Origin of the sequence: Enhygromyxa salina, from assembly GCF_002994635.1 — a bacterium.
Classification (GTDB): Bacteria; Myxococcota_A; Polyangia; order Nannocystales; family Nannocystaceae; genus Plesiocystis; species Plesiocystis salina_B.
Genome location: NZ_PVNL01000030.1, coordinates 12937 through 31439 on the forward strand (window position 1 = coordinate 12937; position 18503 = coordinate 31439).

Below are 18503 nucleotides of genomic sequence, written 5' to 3' on the forward strand. Positions count from 1 at the left end.
CTCGGGTACGGTCGTGCGCGCGTGGCTGCCGCCTATCCCTTCTACATGGACGACTCCGGCGCGCGGCACCCGGATCGCCAGCTGAGCGACGGATCGAGACCCGACTGGTTCGCCTTGGGTGGGATCCTCGTGCGCCAACAAGACGAGCAGCTGTGCCGACGGATGCATAGCGAGCTGTGCGCCAAGTGGGGGATCGGTGCACCCCTTCACTCGGAGGAAATTCGCAACCGCAAGAAGAATTTTCGCTGGCTCGCACCACTCGAGACGCGAAATCAGTTTCTTGCGGAACTGCAGGCGATGTTGTTGGCGATGCCTGTGGTGGGGATCGCGTGCGTCATCGATCGCCCTGGGTACCACGCTCGCTATCATGGCAAATACGGGTCGCAGAAGTGGTCGTTGTGCCGGAGCTCTTTCACGATTGGCGTTGAGCGAGCCAGTAAATTTGCGCGCTCACGAGGATGCAAGCTCAACGTCTATGTCGAGCGGTCCGACCGCAAGACGGATCGCCAAGTGAAGACCTATTTCGAGGAGCTGAAGCGTGCGGGGCACCCCTTTGATCACGCTCGCGCCTCCAAGTACTCGCCGCTTAATCTGACGGAGCTCGGCGAGACGCTTCATGACTTCAAGATGAAGCGCAAGAGCTCGCCCATGATGCAGATTGCGGATCTCTATCTGTACCCAATCTGTCGTGGTGGCTACGACGCGAGCTACTATCCGTTCGGGCAGCTCAGGAGCGCATCGAAGCTCATCGACCTTCATGTCGATGACGTCAACACGAGCGGGATCAAGTACTACTGCTTCGAGAACGTCGCTAAAAAAGAATGAGGCCCACGGCTTTCGCCGTTGCCTCAGCAGCCTTCGAAGGAAGACCTCGTGGGTCAGACCCAGATGAAGCGTGGCACGGCTGCTCGGTGGTAGCAAGAGCCGTGAACGCGCCTGCTCTGAGGCAGATCACGGGAGGAGGACGGGCTTCTCGTGGTTCGAGGCGGGCGCAGACCCTGGGGGTTGGGTCTAGCGAGCGCGGGGTGGCGTAGATGAGCGCCGCATGCTCGCGCTGATGCTCGCCGCCGCCAGCAACGCCAGACCCTCGATCGCGCCGGGACGCGCCTGCGTGAGCACCCAGCCGAGCACGGGCAGTGCCACCAGCGTCGCCGCGATGACGATGAGCAGCTGCCGCCGACGCATGAGCACGTCGCCGGTCGAGACGTGGATGGCGATCACCACGCAAGTCACCCCCACCAGCGCCAGCGTCGAGTCCGCGTTGCGAGCGACATCGGAGATCCTCGACAGCAACGCGAGCTCGACCGTGACCAGCACGAGGCCCAGTCCGACACCGGTCAGCCATCGCTGCAGCCGCGCCGCCCCGCGTGGGTCGCCATCCCGGATCCGTCGGCGCGCGAGCAGGGATCCACCCAGCCACGCGAGCGCGACCAGGGCCGCGCCCAGGATCACGTAGGTGAGATCGACGAGCGCCCGCACGAGGTCACCCGACTCGCCCCATTCACCCCATTCACCATAGTGCAGCGCGATCGAGCCCATGAACCCCAGCATCCCCACGCCAGCGCTCGGCAGCGCCCGACAGTCACGCAGCTCGCCATCCGCCCCCACCGTGAGTGAGCCTCGGCCGAGCAGGCCAGCCCCCTCGAGGTCCACGCGCACGGCACCGCTCGCCCGGCCAGGATGCCGGACGATCAACCGATGCACCCCAGCGTCCGGCAGCGAGGCGTCGAGTTCAGGGCAGCGACGCTCGGCCAGCGCCTGCAGATCCGGAAGCGGCCCAGACTCGGCGGCCAGCGGCACCCGCTCGACGGCCAGCACGTCGTGCATCAGCGCCGCGCGATCACCTTGATAGGCCCCGCTACCCACGAGCGGCACGATCACCAGCGTCAGACCCAGCATCGCGCCCGACCACGCCCACAGCGTCGCGGCTGGGATCAGCGCGAGCCCCAACCACTGGTGCGCGACCATTGCCCGCGGACGCTGGGTCCGCGTGCGTGGGCGCGCGCCGGTTCGCACCCACCGTCGCGTCGCCAAGCCCGACAGCAGGATCAGCCCCAGGCACAGTCCGATGATCCCCAACAAGGGCTCGCCGAGCTGCGGCGAGACCAACAAGCTGCGATGCAGCTCGCGCAGCACCCACAGCGGCGGCTCGCCGACCCCGATCACCTCGCCGGTCGCAGGATCCAGATCCACGCGAATGTGCCGACGCTCGGCGTCGTGGAAGTCCGCGCGAATCCACGGCTCCGAGGCGGTCGCGGGATGCAGCGAGAGCTGACCCGCGGACAGCTCCGGGTGGTCGCGCAACAAGGTGGCGAGCGCGTCGTCGAGCGCCTGCTCGGACACGGGCGCAGGCGTGGCTCGCAACTCGGCGGACGCAGCGGGGACCTGCCACCCCGCCAGCGCCCGATCGAGCACCGCGCCGACGCCCGAACCGAACACCACCATCGCGACGAGCGCGAGCGCAGCCCCAAGTCGGCGGTGGAGCCCGAACAAGCTTCGACGTGAGTGGCCCCGGCGGGCCCACCGAGGTCCCGCCACGCCGGCCAGCGCCAACCCGGTCCACAGCGGCACCAACAGCAGCGTCGCCAGCATCGCCCGCTCGACCGGCGGTCCCGGCCACAGCCGCGCGAACAGCCACGTGGCGATGCAGGCCAAGATCCCGGACCCGATCACGATCCCCACGGTGCGCGCCCGCTCGCGTCGGTTGGCGCGGGGCTTGTCGGGGGTAGCGGGCGCCTCGGCCTGCGGCGTCAACACGCCTCGCCCCGGGCCGCCCAGCTCGGCGCGGCCTGCCACCGGATCAACCCCCGCTCGCGCTCGATGTCAAAGCGACGGCGGCCCAGCACGTCATTGAGGATCACCGCCGAGCGCCAGGCCATCAGGCTCAGCTGCGACTCTGCGATCCCGTGGGTGCTGCGTCCGCCGTTGACGATGTACAGCCGCTCGTTGCCGCGGCGAGGGCGTCGGAGCTCGAAATTCCGATCGACGAGCGGCCGACGTTGCGCGTCGAATTCGAGCTCGGCGAGCAGCGGCTCGACGCAGCCGGGCAGCTGCTCGCGCAGGCCGGTACACAGGATCACCCAGTCGGCCTGAACTGGCTCGTTGGTCTCGTCGAGGAGGTTGTGCAGGTGAAGCTCGAAGCCGCCCGAGCCCCGGGCTTCGACGTCGATCAGCTCGCGCGCGGGGAGCAGATCGAGGCGCAGCTCGGACCCCGAGACGCCGAGCTCGTAGGCGCGATCATGCAGCGCGCGCAGGGTCGACAGCGAGATCCCGTCGCCGGCCAGCTTGTGCCGCTCGAGCAAGCTCTCGCGCCGCGCACCCTCGAGCCCGTGAAACATCGCCATGAACTCCGGGGTGAACAAATGATTGGCGAATGGGCTCTCGTCGAGCGGCTCGAAATTGAGTCGACGCGAGGCCCACGTGACCCGAGCCGGCTCGCCCCAGGTCCCGCGCAGCAGCTCGAGCACCAGCTCGGCGCCGGTCTGCCCACCACCGACGACCGCGACCTTCGAGCCGCGCAGATCGAGCGGGCGCGTCAGCGTGTCGATCGCGTGGAAGCAGCGGGGGCCCAGATGTTGGCGAGCGCACGCGGGCACGCTGGGCACCCGGCCGGTCCCCAGGACCACGCACCGCGCTCGGGTTCGGCCGCGGTCGTGGATCAGCTCGAACCCGTCGCGAGTCGAGCGAACCTCGCGGACCTCGTCGGCGAAGCTGAGCGACTCGAGGCGCGAGGCGACCCAGCCCAGGTAGTCGGCAAATTCGCGGCGCCCGATCGCGGCGTGCTCGGTGGCCAAGAACGAGTAGAAGCGCCCGTGCGAGACCAGGTAGTTCAAGAACGAGTGGGGGTTGGTGGGGCTGACCGCGGTGACCAGATCCTTGAGGAACGAGGTCTGCATGCGCGAGCCCTCGAACATCAGGCCTGGGTGCCAGGCGAACCGCTCACGTCGCTCGAACAGGCGCGCGCGCAATTCAGGTACCTCGTCGGCCAGCGCCGCGATGCTCAGATTGAAAGGACCGACGCCTACGCCGGCGAGATCGACCTCGTCCATGTTCATGTGTAGTCCTCGGTTGCTAGTGGATTGCGCAGCGGCGGCCCGAGCTCGGGAGTGGGCCGTTGGGCGCCGCCGCCGTGGGCCGCTCGCAGGCGCGAGCGGTTCAGGCAGATCCGCGCCATCGCGGGTTGAAACGGATCAAATCGAGCGAACGCCTCGCCGAGCTCGGGGTGCGCGGCCTGGTGGCGGCGAAGCGCGCGACTCAGGAGCGCGAGAAATTCCGGCTCGCGCAGGCCCAAGCTGCGCTCGACCAGCGGCGCGACAAACCGGAGCACGCTGACGAAGTAGCCCGTGTACAGATCGTGCAAGAGGTGCTCGTCGGGGAGCGCGGTGAGGCCCGCCAGCGCGGAGCCAGGCGCGAACGGAGCCCGCTCGCTGCGGCGCAGATCGCCGTGGAAGTCACGCAGGAACATCGCGACCGGGAGGCCCTCGCGCAGGACCAGGCCCAGGTTTTGTCCGTGGGCGATCTCCCCGAGCCCGTGGGCGCACAGCAGGTGATAGAGCGGCACCGCGGTGTGCTCGAACAAGCTGGTCAACCAGTCGGACACCGTCGCGCCGCTGCGCTCGACCCAGGTAGCGAGCAGCGGGGTCCCGGCCAGGTCACACTGTTGCAGGGCAGCCGCCGGGACCTCGACCTCGCCGGGCTCGAGCCGGGTCGCGGCGCTGGTCCGCCAGATCGCGCCGATCAGCTCACGGACGCGATAGGGCGCGTGCCCGAGCGCCTCGTACTCGGGGTGTGGCACGGACACGCCGCCGAGATCGCCGAGCACCCGCACGCAGCTCAGCGCCGGGTCGCGCGAGACCAGCTGGCCCAGCGCCGCGCCGATCGCCGCGCCGTGCGTGACGTGGCGTCCCGGCAGCCCGCGCCAGCATGAGGTGTTGAGGATCGTCAGCGAGAGCTTGAGGTCGGCGGCGTGTCGCCGATCCACGTTGGCCAGGGTTCGGAGCGACAGCCGCGGGGCGTAGTGGTCGCCGAACGGACCGAGGTGGACGATCTCGCCAACGCCCAGCTGGCGAGCGAACTGCGGGGCGATCCAGCGCTGCCACTGCCACGGGTGAACGGGGACCAGCACGCCGCGTTCGGCCAACGCGGGGGCGCGCGCGGCCACCTGGGCGTCGAGTCGCGCGCGCTCGTCGGGGTCGCAGCAATGATCCACGAGGTCCACGAGGTCCACGAGGTCAGGGGCCGCGCCGGTTCGTCGGGTGAGCGCAGGGTCGACGATCAGCCAGTCCAAGCGCACGCGCGCGTGGGACTCGGGCGCGTGGGCGCGGAGATCTTCGAGCCCCCAGCCGACCCGGCCGCGGTGGGCGATCAACTTGGGGTGTCCGTCGAGGTGTTGCTCGAGGGCCACGGTCTCGAGCGAGGCCAGCTCACTCGCGGGGCGGCCTCGAAGCCGCTCACACTGGATCGACTCCGCCAGCAGCCCAGCCTGGATCTCCTCGAACCACCCAGCGAGGACCTCGACCGAGGCGCCGAGCTGCTCGCGGGCGTCGAGCAGCAGCTGGATCAGCGAGTCGGCCGGCTCGAACGGCCGCGCACCCACGCGGCGCGCAACACTGCCAAGCTCGACGTGGACGCCACCCCACGCGCTGGGGGTGGCGCGAAACTGGTAGGCCACGGCGTTGGCGAAGCTCAGCGAGTAGTGGCCCGCGCCCGCCTCCGGGATCGGCCGCGGATCCAGCAGCGCCTCGAAACTCAGCTCCCCGATCGCCTGGGCCAGCCGCCGCGCGCTGGCGACCGCCCAGCTGCGCTGCCAGTCATGGCTGTCATGGCTGTCATCGTCGTCCCGGGTCATCGCTCAGCTCCCAAACTCCGCGAAGAAGCGGTCGCGGGTGAGGACCATCAGGGCCGCGCGCTTGTGGGGGAACTGCACTTCGCCCCACTCGCGCCACGCGGTCGTGTCTGCCCAGCCGCGGACCCGGCTTTGGTCGATCCGCGGCTCGCCGACCAACCGCTGGGTGCGGGGGTCGTCGAGGAAACAAAAATGCGCCATGCTCAGGAACCACTGCCGACCCCAGCCGCGGTGGCGAACCTCGGGCTCGCCGATCGCCATGTGAAACCCGCGATCGTAGTCGTGGGCGGCGTAGTGGGGCCCGAGCCGGTCCTCCTTGGCCCAGTAGATCTCGAAGTAGGCGAACGGCAGATCGTCGAAGCGGCCGATCGCTGGGATCACGTGGGGGTCGGCGATCAGCGCGTCAATGCGATCACGCAGCTGCGCCCGCGGCCAGTCTTGCTCCCAGAATTGCGCGACGACGGGATCCTGCATCCATCCGCAGAAGCGGTCGAAGTCGCGGTCGGGATCGAAGCTGTGGAGCGTGAAGTTGCGATCGATGCTCGGGCAGTAGCGGGCGTAGAGCTGGCCCGCGGGCGCGCTCGGGCGGCGGGGGTGCTCGATCGCGCCGGTCGTCGTCCGGGCTGTGTCCCCCAGCAGCTCGGCAGTGAGCTCACCAGCGCAGTGCCACGGGGAGCGCTGCTGAAAGAAGTGGTCACGGACCACCACGTCACCGTTCACCAACACGTGGCGCAGGCCTGCGTGGGTCGAGAACAGGTGATCCAGGGTCGTGGAGTGGGTCCGCTCGGAGCCGTGGTCGAGCCAGCGAAGCTCGGCCCGGGGGCCGGCCTCACGCAGCTCGAATCGGCGCTGCTCGGCGCCCAGCTCGATCTGCCCGGGTCGCCAGCCGGGCGAGGAAGGTGGGGCACCCAGCTCGATCGTCGCCGTCTGGTCCGGGCCTTCCGCGTTGGCGAAGCGAGCGGCGCGGCGGCGACCGGCCGGGCGCTCGTGCTCGACAACGTCGGGCCGCGCGAGCGGGTTGGCGATCGCCCGGTACACAGCCTGGGGATCGGCGAGCGAGACCTCGTCGAGGTCGCTGGCGAAGCAAAACACGTTGGCCTTGGTCCACAGCTGCGGCGCGTCGAGCAGGTAGTCGAGCCCGCGCGGATCGACCGGCCCGCGCTCGCGCTGGGCCTCCAGCACCGCGCGCAGCCGCTCGAGCAGCGCCGCGACGCCGACCCCGGGGATCATCGCCAGCGACGCGATCGCATTGAACACGCCGTTGATGACCACGGAGTAGGCCCAGACCCGCTCGGCCAGCGGTGAGCGAAACGTGGACCGAGCGACGGCCGGCAGGCGCTCGGACAGCCGACGCGCGGCGAGCTCGGTGTAGGCCGTGCCTTGCGCGTCACGAAACCAGGCGACCTGCGGCTCGATCCCCGCGAGCGGTCCGGTGTCCGCGAACCCGAGCACCAAGTTTTGCTGGTGGGCGCTCAGCAGCAGGCCAAAGTCGGCCTGGGCCTCGAGGATCGGATCGAGGACCACCGCGCAAAACCGCGTGAACCACCGGTCCGCGAGGGCGACCGCGGGCAGCCCCGATCGCGCCGCGGCCTGCTCGATGCGCAGCGCGAGTCGACTGCGCCCCGTGACGCCGTGATCTTGCAGCAGCGTCGCGAGCACCTCGGCCGGCTGGTCTGCGCGAAACGGGTTGTCGCGCAGCGCGATGAACGACTCGCGCGGGGCCGGTCCGCCAGCGAGGTCGCGCAGCCCGAAGTAGGCCGGCTCGCGCAAGATCCTGAAATTGGGGTGACGGCGCTCGAGCGCGCTCGCCTCGGTCTCGTGGAGCACGCGGCCAAGCAGCACGCCGCGCTCGAGCTCGGCGGGCGACAGGGTCCGCAGTGAGTTGGTCAGGCGGATCGGCAGCGAGACCTTGAGCATCCACGGCGAGCCGTCGGTGAACAGCGTGCGCAGCGACGAAGTTGGCGACCAGTGGCGACCGATCGGGCCGAGCGGTCGCAGCTGCCCGCGCGCGTCGACCAGCTCGCTCGCCAGCGCGCGCGCCTGGCACGGGTGGAGCGGGAGCAGGGTGAAGGCCTCGTCGAGCGAGTCCGCGAGCGTGGCCCACTCGGGGTCGCTGGCGATCAGCTGGTCGAGCCGCGCGCTCGCAGCCTCGCCGCCGCCGACCAACAGTCGCTCGCGCGCGACCGCCCACAGGTGCAGCGGCGTGGCCCCGCCAAGCTCGGGGATGTAGCGGGCGTCGGTGTCGTCTCGCAGGCCCTCGCGCAGCCGCGGCGCGGGGTGGACCGAGTGTCCGAGCACCAGCCCTTGCTCGGCCTCGATGAAGCCCAGCGGGCTGTGGGCGAGGTGATCGAGGTCGTCTGCCCGCAGCGCCAGGGTCTGGGCGAGGTTGGCCGCGCTGGCCCGAACCCGCGCGACGAACCGCTCGCGCGTGGCCGCGCTCGCTCGGTCGAGCCCGATCGTCGCGGCGATCCGCGGCTCGTCGACCAGGCGGGCGATCAGCTCGCTGACGTCGATCGCCTGCTCGACCCCGTTCGCGTCACGCAAGCGGGCCGGTCCAGCCGCGATCCGCCCGACCCCGATCGGCCCGCGCAGGGGCACCCGCACGCTGGCGGACTGACTGGGCAGGGGCAGCTCGAGGGTGTGGGAGCCGGCCTCGGAGCTCACGCTCCAGCGCTCGAGCTCCGGGAGCTCTCGAATCAGCGCGCTCAACAACGCCTGCGTCGCGGGGTCGAACCCGGCCGGCGCGTGCTCGCCGAGTCGCTTGGGGATCGGTGTCTCGTTCATGGCCGGCTCAGTTCGGGATCACGCAGGCGCCGACGTGGGCCTGGGTTGGATCGCTCGCGCCGATCGCCTCACACACCGCGCCCATGTCCTGCGCCGCGCAGGTGTTCCCGGCTTCGTTGGTGTCGCAGTAGTCGGTGCAGCAGTAGTTGTCGGGCCCGCAGCCCGCGACGTTCTGGGCGCAGTGCAAGCCGGCCGCGCAGCTGGCCCCGGTCTCGCAGGGATCGCCGACGCCGTTGCCCTCGGCGCCCTGCGGGAAGCACACGAAGCCCTCGGGCGCCCGAAAGATGCACGCCTCGGTTGGACCGCACGAGCCAGCCGCCAGCGGATCGCAGACCGGGGCGCACACGGGCAGCGAGCCGATCCCCACGCAGCGATCGGCGCTGTCACACTCGCCGCCGACGCACAGCCCGTAGCACAGGCCCGACCACGGCGCGCCGGATGGATCGAAGGGCCCGATGCACCACGACTCGCCGTCACAGCTGTCGGTCCCGGCGATCACGCCGTCGTGCTCACAGCTCTCGCCGACCTCGGCGTCGCCGTTGATCGGCAGGCACACGAACTCCCAGTCCTCGGCCCCGAGCCGCAGCAGGCACTTGTAGTCCTCGGGGCAGTCCTGGAGATCGGCCTGGCACTGCGCACCTTCGGGGTCGGGCTCGGAGGTGTCCGTAGTCTCGGCGTCGGTGCTGGGCGTCGTGTCGGTCCCCGTGTCCGCGTTGGTCTCGCTGTCACCGTCGGTGTCGGTGTCGCCGTGGCTGACGTGGCTGTCGCCGTGGTCGTCGGCATCGGGTGAAGCGCAGGCCGACAGCCAGCAGGGGAGCACCAAGGTGAGCGAGATCAATGCCTGGGGACGCATGGCCGGGAAGGTATTGCAGTTGAAAACGATATTCAACTTAAAATTCGATCGTCGTTCAGAGACTAAAATCCTAAAGAAACGAAAATTTAACTTGATATTGAAAATTCAAATCATGTAGACATGCGCCGACCTCATGACAGACAAACAACATGTCGAGCTCGGCGGCGTGGCCGAGACCCTCATGATCCCGCTGTGGTGTCGCGCGGTGGAGACCGAGCGGGGTCGAGCGCTGCTGCGTGATCCCAAGGCGCGAGAGATCGTGGCCCAGCTCGACTACGACTTCGATCGTCGCTTCGCTGGCCTGCGCGCGCTCGCGTTTCGAGCGTGCCTGCGGACGGTGATGATCGATCGCTGGGTGCAGGCGTTCTTGCGCGCGCACCCGGCTGGCGTCGTGGTCGAGATCGGCACGGGCCTCAACACTCGGTTCGAGCGGCTCGACAACGGCAGCGTGCGCTGGTTCGACCTCGACCTGCCGGACTCGCTCGCGCTGCGTCGACGGTTCTTCACGGACAGCGCGCGGCGGACCATGATCGAGGGCGCGTTTGGTGACCACGCCTGGATCGACGAGCTCCACCAGCAGCTCACCGCCGACGGCGATCACGGCGCGGACCGACCGATCATGTTCGTGAGCGAGGCGGTGCTGGTGTACCTGACCGAGCCCACGGTCCGGCGTGGCTTCGATCAGCTCGCCGAGGTGTTTCCCGCGAGCGAGTTCGTGTTCGACACGGTCAGTCGCGCCGCGCTCGCGGCCAGCGATCGCCCGATGATGCAGACCTACCAGGCGCCGTTCGTGTGGGGCTGCGACGACCCCAGTCCGATTGAAGCGTGGGGGCATCAGCTGGTGGCACGCACGACCATGGCCGAGCTGCCGTTCGCGGTCCGCCGTCGGGTGCCGCTCGAGCATCGGATCGCGTGGCCGTATCTGCGCCTGTTTCGATCGCAGCGGCTCCGCTCCCACGCGCTCAATCGGTTTCGGCTTCGACCCGCTCGCGAGCACGCATGAACGAGCGCCGCGGGTTTGCGGTGCTGTGGGTGAGCGTGTGCCTGGACATGGTGGGGTTCGGGCTGATCCTCCCGGTCTTGCCGTTTCACGCCGAGCGGTTCGGCGCGAGCCCGCTCGAGATCACGATGCTCGCGGCCAGCTTCTCGGTCGCGCAGCTGTTCGCTGGCCCGCTGGTCGGCCGACTCGGGGACAGGATCGGTCGACGCCCGATCCTGCTGGCTTCACTCGCGGGCTCGTGTGCGTCGATGGTGATGCTGAGCCTCGCCGACGGCCTGGCCCTGATGTTCGCCGCGCGCCTGCTCTCGGGCTCGTGCACCAACGCCCCGACCGCGCAGGCCTACGTCGCGGCGTGCGTCGAGCCGAGCAAGCGCGCGGCGGCGCTGGGGCGGCTGGGCGCGGCGACCGGCGTGGGGTTCGTGCTGGGGCCGGCGCTCGGCGGGCTGCTCTCGACCCCGAGCTATCCGGGCCTGCCGTTCGTGGTCGCGGCGGTCGTGGCCGCGGTCAGCTGGATGCTCGCGTTCGCGTGGTTGCCCGAGGTCGAGCGGACCGCGGGTACGTCAGCGGGTAGCTCAGCGCCCGGACCCGCCGCGCGGCCGCCCCGACGCCGGACCAAGCTGCTCGGCCTCGCGCTGGTCAACTTCGGCATCTTCGCGGCGTTCGCTGCGATGGAGTCGACGTTTGCGCTGCTCGTCGAGCGCCGCCACGGCTGGGGAGCGGCCGAGACCGGCCTGGTGTTCGCGCTGGTGGGGGTGGTGATCGTGGTGAGCCAGGCCGTGATCGTCGGGAAGCTCGCGACCTGGCTCGGCGAGCTCGCGACGATGCGCGTGGGGCTGGTCCTGCTCACGCTCGGGCTCGCCGCGATCGGCCTCGCGCCCGGCTGGGTCGGCGTCACGCTCGGGGCCGGCCTGGTCGCGCTGGCCAACGGCCTGAGCGCGCCCACGCTCAACGCGATGATCAGCCGCCGCTCCGACCCCGCCCACCGCGGCGCGGACTTTGGCCTGGTCAGCTCGGCGGGGAGCCTCGCCCGGATCTTGGGCCCGCTCGCGGCCGGGGTCGCGTTCGAGGCGCTCGGTCCGGGCTCACCCAGCCTGCTCGGCGCGGGCGTGGCGCTTGCGATCGTGTCGGCGAGCGTGGCGATCCGCGAGCCGGACCCCGGCTGAGCTCGCTCAGATCTTCACGGCGTCGAGGACCCGCGCGAGCAGCTCGTCGGGTCCGACCCCGCGGCTGTGGGCCGCGAACGAGGGGACCAGGCGATGCCGGAGCACGGCGGGAGTCAGCGCGCGGACATCCGCGATCGTGACGGCCTCGCGCCCCTGCAGCGCCGCGCGAGCCTTGGCGGCGAGCACCAGCTGCTGGCCGGCCCGCGGACCCGCGCCCCAGCGCAGCAGCTCGCGCAGCGCTGGCGGGCAGCGAGGCTCCTGCGGTCGGGTGGTTCGCAGCAGCTCGACCACGTGCTCGACGACCGACGCGGGCACGGGCACGCGACGGACCAGCGCCTGCAGCTCCAGCAGCTGCGCGGGGGTCAGCACCGGATCGAGCTTGGGTCGGTCGTCGAGGCTCATGGCAACGATCTGCCGCTCGGCCTCCTCGCCCGGATACTCGACCAGGATCTCGACCATGAAGCGATCGAGCTGGGCCTCGGGCAGCGGATAGGTGCCCTCTTGCTCGATCGGGTTTTGCGTTGCGAACACATGAAAGGGCGGCGGCAGCGGGTGGGTCTTGCCGCCCGCGCTGACCTTGGCCTCTTGCATGGCCTGCAGCAGCGCCGCCTGGGTCTTGGGCGGGGTCCGGTTGATCTCGTCGGCCAGCAACAGGTTGCAGAACACGGGCCCTGGCACGAACCGAAAGCTGCGGCGGCCGCTCGGGTCTTGCTCGAGGACCTCGGAGCCCGTGATGTCGCTCGGCATCAGGTCCGGCGTGAACTGGATGCGCGAGAACTCGAGGTCCATGGCCTCGGCGAGGCTCGACACCAGCAGCGTCTTGGCCAGGCCCGGGACCCCCACGAACAGCGCGTGGCCGCCCGCGAACAGCGAGACCAACAACAGCTCCACGACCTCGCGCTGGCCGACCACCCGCCGCTCGATCTGCTCGAGCAGCCGGTTGTGGGTGCGGGACAGGGCCTCGAGCGCTTCGGTGTCGGAGCGGCCCGGGGACCCGGCCTGAGGCCCGGTCTGGGGGGTGGTCATCGGTGCGTCGGGCATGATGGACGTGCGGGACATGCTGGCCATGCTGGACATGCCGGGCATGCCGGACATGGCACCCACAGGCGCGCATGGGGCGGGCAGGATATACCCGGCACGCTTTCGCGCCACCAGAGCGCAGCCCCGGCGCGCGGGCGACTGTGCGTACTGGCGCTCGAATGCATTCCAATCGCCGCGGTCGTGAGGTTCGAACTTGGGGGGAGCGGCCCCCGTGAGCTGTCCGACATCGCTGAACAGCGACTCCCGCGAGCGCCGCTCGATCGGCGGGATCAGGCGCCGACGGCCAGCTCGCGTGGCCCCAGCGAGGATTTGAACGACCCATGCTCTAGCAACTGCGCGGTTGCCAACCAGACGCAGGAAGCGCAATTACCGACCATGCCAGTGAAGCACTGTACCGCGTCCATTGTGGCGGCGGCCCTGGGGCTCGGCTTGTTGGCGACCGGTTGTGGACCCATCGCGTTCAACGACACGGTCAACTACAAGCTCGCCGCGCCCGAACCCGAACCTGAACCCGAGCCAGAAGCGCGCGCGAAGCTCTCCGGCGACCACATCGTGATCGACGGCATGATCCAGTTCGAGTACGACTCGGCCGAGATCAAGGCTGTCTCGCACGAGCTCCTCGACGCCGTCGTGAAGGTGATGCAGGACACCCCCCGCATCGAGCAGCTCGACGTCATCGGACACACCAGCTCCGAGGGCTCGAAGAAGCACAACGACAAGCTGTCGACCGATCGCGCCGCCTCGGTCATGGCCTACCTGAAATCCCACGGTATCGACGTCGACCGCCTGATGTCGCACGGCAAAGGGTCATCCGATCCAGTCGCCGACAACGACACCGAAGAGGGCCGGATCGCCAACCGCCGCGTCGAGTTCAAGGTCACCAAGATGGCCACCGGGGACGAGCCCGAAGCTGGCGCCGCGGCCGGCAAGGGCGGCGCGCGAGGCAGGCCCGGAGCCGGACACTGAGGAGCACCATGATGAACACCCAACGTGTTATCCAAACTTCCCGCAGCCGTCGGCGGGCTGCGCTGCGCCTGCTGTGTGTCGGCGTCGCGCTCACGACGGTCGCCTGCATCGCGCGCGGCCCCGACGACTACCGCACCGTCACCCGCAGCCTCGTCGACACCAAGACGGGCGACATCGAGGGCTGCTTCGCCGGCCAAAAGGGCAAGGTCGTCGTCAACTTCACCGTCGAGAAGAAGTCCGGCAAGGTCACCAACGCCGTGGTCGACGAGAAGAACAGCACCGCGTCCGCCGACGTCGGCACCTGCGTCGCGTCGAAGATCGAGGGCCTCACGCTGTCCGAGCCGGACATGCGCGACGGGGCCGCCAGCTTCACGTGGCAAGTCACGCAGTAGCAAACGCTCGAACCAAGGGTGGGGGACGACGTTATCGCGCGCTCGTCCCCCACTGCGTTGCAAAGATGGATGGACAGCCTGCGTCTGTCGCGACACCATGGATCGGTGTCAGGCTCAAATCAACGGGTGCTGGTCGTCGATGACGAGCCCGCAGTCCGCAAGATCGCTGAGCGCGTGCTGCAGCGGGTGAACATCGAGGTCGTCAGCGCCAGCGACGGCGAGCAAGCGCTGGCGCAGCTCGCCGCGCATCCCGACATTGGGCTGATCTTGCTCGACGCGACCTTGCCGGACATGAACGCCGAGCGCCTGCTCTACCTGATGCAGCGCCGCGGCTTCTCGACCCTGGTCCTGCTCAGCAGCGGCTTCGGCGAGGAGTGCCTGCCCAGCTCCGAGGAATTTCCCAACGTGCGCGGGTTCCTGGCCAAGCCCTACTCGGTAGTCACGCTGGCCCAGCGCGTTCAGGAGCTGCTCGAGCCGGCGTGACCACCGACCAGACCCACCACACCTTCTGCCGCATCTGTGAGGCCCTGTGTGGCCTCGAGGTCAGCACCGAAGGTCACGGCGCGGATCGTCGGATCACCAAGATCCGGCCAGATCCACAGCACGTGGCGACCGACGGGTTCTCGTGCGTCAAGGGGCTCAAGCAGTACAAGCTCTACGACTCCCCGGATCGGCTGCTGTACCCGCTCGCTCGCGGCCCAAACGGCGACTACGCGCGCGCGAGCTGGGATCAGGCGACGACGGGGATCGGGGCCAAGCTCGCCCAGCTGCGCCGGGACCACGGCCCCGACTCGATCGCCATGTACGTCGGCACCGCCGCCGGGTTTGGGGTCCTGCACCCCGCGTTCGCGTCGGGCTTCATGACCGCGATCGGCTCCGGCAGCCTGTACGCCTCGGCCACCCAGGACTGCGCCAACAAGTTCGCGGTCGCCCGCCACATCTATGGGTTTCCGTTCACCCAGCCGTTCCCGGACCTCGAGCACACGCGCTGCCTGATCGTCGTTGGCGCCAACCCGGCCGTGTCCAAGTGGTCGTTCTTGCAGGTCTCCAACCCGGTCAAGCGGCTGCGCGAGCTCGAGGCCCGCGGGACCAAGCTGGTGTTCGTGGATCCGCGCAAGACCGAGTCCGCCAAGGCGGCCGGCGAGCACGTGTTCATTCGGCCCAACACCGATCCGTTCTTCTATCTGTCGTTCCTGCACGAGGTGCTCGCCCGCGGCGGCGTCGCGCGCGAGCGGGTCGCCGCGCACATGCGCGGGTTCGAGGCGCTCGACGCCCTCGCCGCCCCGTGGGCCCCCGAGCGCACGGCGGCGGTCACCAAGATCCCGGCCGCCAAGCTGCGCGAGCTCGTTGCCGCGTACCTGCAAGCCGACGGCGCCGCGCTCTACAGCTCGACCGGGGTCAACATGGGCAGCCACGGCTCGATCGGGTTCTGGCTGCAAGAGGTGATCAACGCGATCACGGGCAACCTCGATCGGCGCGGTGGCACCCTGGTCGGGCGCGGGATCGTCGACTTCCCCAAATTCGGCGTGAAGCATGGCGTGCTGATGCGCGACGATCGATCGCGGATCGGCAACATCGGGGCGGTCAACGACGCGTTCCCGGGCGGGGTCCTGGCCGACGAGATCCTGACCCCCGGCCCCAAGCAGGTGCGGGCGCTGGTCGTGACCGGCGGCAACCCGCTGCTGACCATGGCCAACGCGGGCCGCCTGCGCGAAGCGTTCGAGCAGCTCGAGCTGTTGGTGTGCCTGGACATCTTCCAGGGCGAGACCGCTTCGCTCGCGCACTGGGTGCTGCCCTGCACCTCGCCCATGCAGCGGCCGGATCTGCCGTTCATCTTTCCGCTGCTGCTGGGCATGCAGTCCAAGCCGTACTTGCAGGCCACCCGCGAGGTGATCCCGCCCCAGGGCGAGCAGCGCGACGAGGCCACGATCTACCTGGATCTGTGCCGGGCCGCGGGCGTGAACTTGTTCGGCTCTCGGGTCGCGCAGCGCATGCTCGAGCTCGGGAAGTGGCGGTGGTCGAGCAAGCACCCCGACCGCCAGCCCGCGCTGCCCCAGGAGCTGCTGCTCGACGTGCTGCTGCGGGTCTCGGGCCAGGGCGGGTTCGCCAAGCTGCTCGCCCACCCCCACGGGCGCGCGCGCGAGCCCCACGTCGCCGACGACTTCCTGGGCCAGCGCGTCCTGACCCCCGACGGCAAGCTCGACCTGTGCCCGGGTCCGATGTTGGCCGCGGCCCAGCAGCTCGAGGACCACTTCGAGCGTGAGCGTCGGGACGCGCACCGGCTCAAGCTCATCACCAAGCGCCAGATCAGCACCCACAACTCGTGGACCCACAACCTGCAGGACTTCGTGCCGACTGACAGCAATCACCTCTACGTGCACCCGCAAGACGCGGCGCGGCTCGGCCTGAGCGAGGGTGACTACGCCGACGTCCGCACCCAGACCGCCGTCGTGCGGGTGCCCGTGCGCCTGCTCGCCGATCTGATGCCCGGCGCCGTGGCCTTGCCGCACGGGTGGGGCCACCAGCACGCGCGGGGCCTGTCGGTCGCCTCCGCGACGCGGGGCGTCAACGTCAACTTGCTCGCGGCCGACGGCGCCGAGCAGCTCGAGCAGGTCTCGGGCATGGCCCACCTCACTGGCTTCGTGGTTGATGTCACGCCCGCTGCGGGGCCCTTCGACCCCACCAGGTGGTCCGGGATCGGCGTCGACGACCCCGCTGGCGCCGTCGCGGGATGACCGCTGGCCTCGCCCGCGCTTGCGGTGCTAAGTCTGCCCCGCGATGCCGCTGCTGGCCCTGCTCACCTTCACCTTCGCCGCGCTGCTGGCCGGCCTGACCGTCGGCGTGCTGCTCAACCGGACCGCCCTCGAGCGCCGCGTCGACGCCCAGGTCGTCGAGCTGTTCGCGGAGATCGAGACGCTCCCGACCTACTACAAGGAGGCCGACGTCGCCGCGCTGCCCGAGCCGGCCCGCCGCTTCTTCCAGCGCAACCTGCACGAGGGCATGCCGCATCAGTCGTGTGTGCGCGTGCGCGAGGCAGGCACGACCCGCCACCGACCCGGGCAGCCGTGGACCGAGTTCGTCGCCGAGGAGTACATGGTCGCGAGCCCGCCCGGGATGCTGTGGTTCGCGCGGCTGCGACCGTTTCCGCTGGTCTGGATCGACGTGCTGAGCACCTACCTGCGGGGCCGCGCCCGCATGCAGGCCAAGCTCATGAGCTCGGTCAGCTCGATTGACGACAGCGATGAGCTGACACGACGTGCCAGCTTGCTGCGGCATGTCGCCGGGCTCGCGCTGTTTCCCGGGGCGCTGTTGCCCGCCGACGATCGCGAGTGGGGCGAACACGGCGAGGACTCGGCGAGCTTCACCCTGCGCGATGGGGTGATTGAGGTCACGGGGGTGTTCTTCTTCGACGAGCTTGGGAACGTCGTTCGGTTCGAGACGGATGAGCGGCCGTACGAGGGGGCGAAGCCGCCGGGGGCAGCTCGCTGGGTGGTGCGGTATGCGGAGCACCGTGGGTTTGGCTCGGGTGGGGATCTGCAGCTGCCGACGAAGATCGACATGGAGTGGCACGTGGCGGGGCAGGTGTTTCACTATGTCGAGAAGCGGGTTGAAGGGTTTGAACTCGATATCCCGCGACGGTGGGATACCGGTCGGGAGGAGTGAGGCGAGACGCATTAGCGTAGCGTTTCGCCCCAACTCGAGCGCGAGCTCGCGTGAACAACCAGTCCCGCTCTGTTTCGAGGGATCGCATGCGTGAGGTCTGCGTGAGGCACGCATTGGTGAGTCGCTTCGGAACCCTCGCTGTACCCCTGCGTGGCCTCATTTCGCGCCTAGGCCGCTCTACGGACGGGCCTTGCGCTCGATGGCCGAACGACTCTATGCTCCTCGCAGCCAACCAGCTCCGTTGCTCGTAGGCGCCCCACCGAAGAACGGCAGAACACATGGCGATCCCCTTCGACGATGTCATAACTCACGAGGATGATGGGTGCGTGCTCACCATGGACAATCGCTACTATCCAGTGGTGTTTTGTCATATGAATGGGGCGTTCACGCTCAAATCAGTGGAGTTCTTCTTTGGGACATGGCGTGCCCAACTGGCGAAATACGCCCACTCCCAGAACGAGGCCATCGTCACGATCTTGGTGCTGTCGAGCCTTCGGCCGCCGCCCGCCACCGTGCGGAAAGCCGCGGGCGAATACGTGAAGATGGACGCCCACACGCCCGGCCTTCTGTGCGTGAACTTCGTCGTCACGAACCCGCTCATGCGAGGCGTGATCACGGCGATCGTCTGGATCGCGGGCAGCGAAAACACCAACGCCGCCTACTTCCCCACGATCGAAGACGCCGTTCGGGCGTCCAACAAGAGCCTCGAAGCTGCCGGCTTCCCGACCTCGTCGCTCGACCCCAGCACTTACCAGGCCCCCACTGCATAGCGATGTCTCGCCCAAGTCCTCTCGTC

General features: G+C 69.4%; 15 protein-coding genes. 9 read left to right on the forward strand and 6 right to left on the reverse strand.

Going from position 1 to position 18503, the window contains the following annotated elements; translation table 11 throughout:
• Positions 1 to 21: 21 nt before the first annotated feature.
• Positions 22 to 825, forward strand: a complete 804-nt coding sequence (locus tag ENSA7_RS05225; protein WP_181233191.1) for a DUF3800 domain-containing protein — start codon at positions 22 to 24, stop codon at positions 823 to 825.
• A 186-nt stretch (positions 826 to 1011) separates the two neighbouring features.
• Here ENSA7_RS05225 and ENSA7_RS05230 read toward each other — a convergent pair whose 3' ends face one another.
• From ENSA7_RS05230 to ENSA7_RS05250, 5 genes are read right to left on the reverse strand one after another with little or no spacing between them, the layout of a single operon-like run.
• Positions 1012 to 2757 carry a PepSY domain-containing protein gene (locus tag ENSA7_RS05230; RefSeq protein ID WP_146157355.1) on the reverse strand — a complete coding sequence of 582 codons (1746 nt, stop codon included), beginning with the start codon at positions 2755 to 2757 and terminating at the stop codon, positions 1012 to 1014.
• The gene (locus tag ENSA7_RS05235) at positions 2751 to 4055 is read right to left on the reverse strand and encodes a lysine N(6)-hydroxylase/L-ornithine N(5)-oxygenase family protein (protein ID WP_106088089.1); all 1305 of its coding nucleotides are present in this window, start codon (positions 4053 to 4055) and stop codon (positions 2751 to 2753) included. The genes ENSA7_RS05230 and ENSA7_RS05235 overlap by 7 nt, the downstream gene beginning before the upstream one ends.
• The gene (locus ENSA7_RS05240) at positions 4052 to 5848 is read right to left on the reverse strand and encodes an IucA/IucC family protein (RefSeq protein ID WP_106088090.1); all 1797 of its coding nucleotides are present in this window, start codon (positions 5846 to 5848) and stop codon (positions 4052 to 4054) included. Before ENSA7_RS05240 ends, ENSA7_RS05235 begins: the two co-directional genes overlap by 4 nt.
• Before the next feature lie 3 nt (positions 5849 to 5851).
• The gene (locus ENSA7_RS05245) at positions 5852 to 8629 is read right to left on the reverse strand and encodes a GNAT family N-acetyltransferase (protein ID WP_106088091.1); all 2778 of its coding nucleotides are present in this window, start codon (positions 8627 to 8629) and stop codon (positions 5852 to 5854) included.
• A gap of 7 nt (positions 8630 to 8636) precedes the next feature.
• Complete coding sequence (locus ENSA7_RS05250) at positions 8637 to 9482, reverse strand: hypothetical protein (protein ID WP_106088092.1); 846 nt, start codon at positions 9480 to 9482, stop codon at positions 8637 to 8639.
• Positions 9483 to 9615: 133 nt separating this feature from the next.
• On the opposite strand from ENSA7_RS05250, the gene ENSA7_RS05255 reads away from it, so the two are divergent.
• A complete protein-coding gene (locus ENSA7_RS05255) occupies positions 9616 to 10485 on the forward strand; it encodes a class I SAM-dependent methyltransferase (RefSeq protein WP_106088093.1) in 870 nt (289 codons plus the stop codon).
• Positions 10482 to 11645: an MFS transporter gene (locus ENSA7_RS05260; protein ID WP_106088094.1), complete on the forward strand. Its 1164-nt coding sequence runs from the start codon at positions 10482 to 10484 to the stop codon at positions 11643 to 11645. The genes ENSA7_RS05255 and ENSA7_RS05260 overlap by 4 nt, the downstream gene beginning before the upstream one ends.
• A 6-nt stretch (positions 11646 to 11651) precedes the next feature.
• On the opposite strand, the gene ENSA7_RS05265 is transcribed toward ENSA7_RS05260, so the two are convergent.
• Positions 11652 to 12704, reverse strand: a complete 1053-nt coding sequence (locus tag ENSA7_RS05265; RefSeq protein WP_372237553.1) for an AAA family ATPase — start codon at positions 12702 to 12704, stop codon at positions 11652 to 11654.
• A gap of 387 nt (positions 12705 to 13091) precedes the next feature.
• On the opposite strand from ENSA7_RS05265, the gene ENSA7_RS05270 reads away from it, so the two are divergent.
• From ENSA7_RS05270 to ENSA7_RS43225, 6 genes are all read left to right on the forward strand, one after another.
• Positions 13092 to 13652, forward strand: coding sequence for an OmpA family protein (locus tag ENSA7_RS05270; protein WP_181233193.1), 561 nt, complete (start codon positions 13092 to 13094; stop codon positions 13650 to 13652).
• 11 nt (positions 13653 to 13663) lie between these two features.
• Complete coding sequence (locus ENSA7_RS05275; protein WP_146157357.1) at positions 13664 to 14044, forward strand: hypothetical protein; 381 nt, start codon at positions 13664 to 13666, stop codon at positions 14042 to 14044.
• A gap of 105 nt (positions 14045 to 14149) precedes the next feature.
• A complete protein-coding gene (locus ENSA7_RS05280; RefSeq protein WP_181233195.1) occupies positions 14150 to 14527 on the forward strand; it encodes a response regulator in 378 nt (125 codons plus the stop codon).
• Positions 14524 to 16779 carry a molybdopterin-containing oxidoreductase family protein gene (locus tag ENSA7_RS05285; protein ID WP_181233197.1) on the forward strand — a complete coding sequence of 752 codons (2256 nt, stop codon included), beginning with the start codon at positions 14524 to 14526 and terminating at the stop codon, positions 16777 to 16779. Before ENSA7_RS05280 ends, ENSA7_RS05285 begins: the two co-directional genes overlap by 4 nt.
• Positions 16780 to 16822: 43 nt before the next feature.
• Entirely contained in the window at positions 16823 to 17707 is an 885-nt protein-coding gene (locus ENSA7_RS05290; RefSeq protein WP_106088099.1) for a DUF6544 family protein, read from the forward strand.
• Between the two features lie 278 nt (positions 17708 to 17985).
• Entirely contained in the window at positions 17986 to 18477 is a 492-nt protein-coding gene (locus ENSA7_RS43225; protein WP_181233199.1) for a hypothetical protein, read from the forward strand.
• The last annotated feature ends 26 nt before the right edge of the window (positions 18478 to 18503 follow it).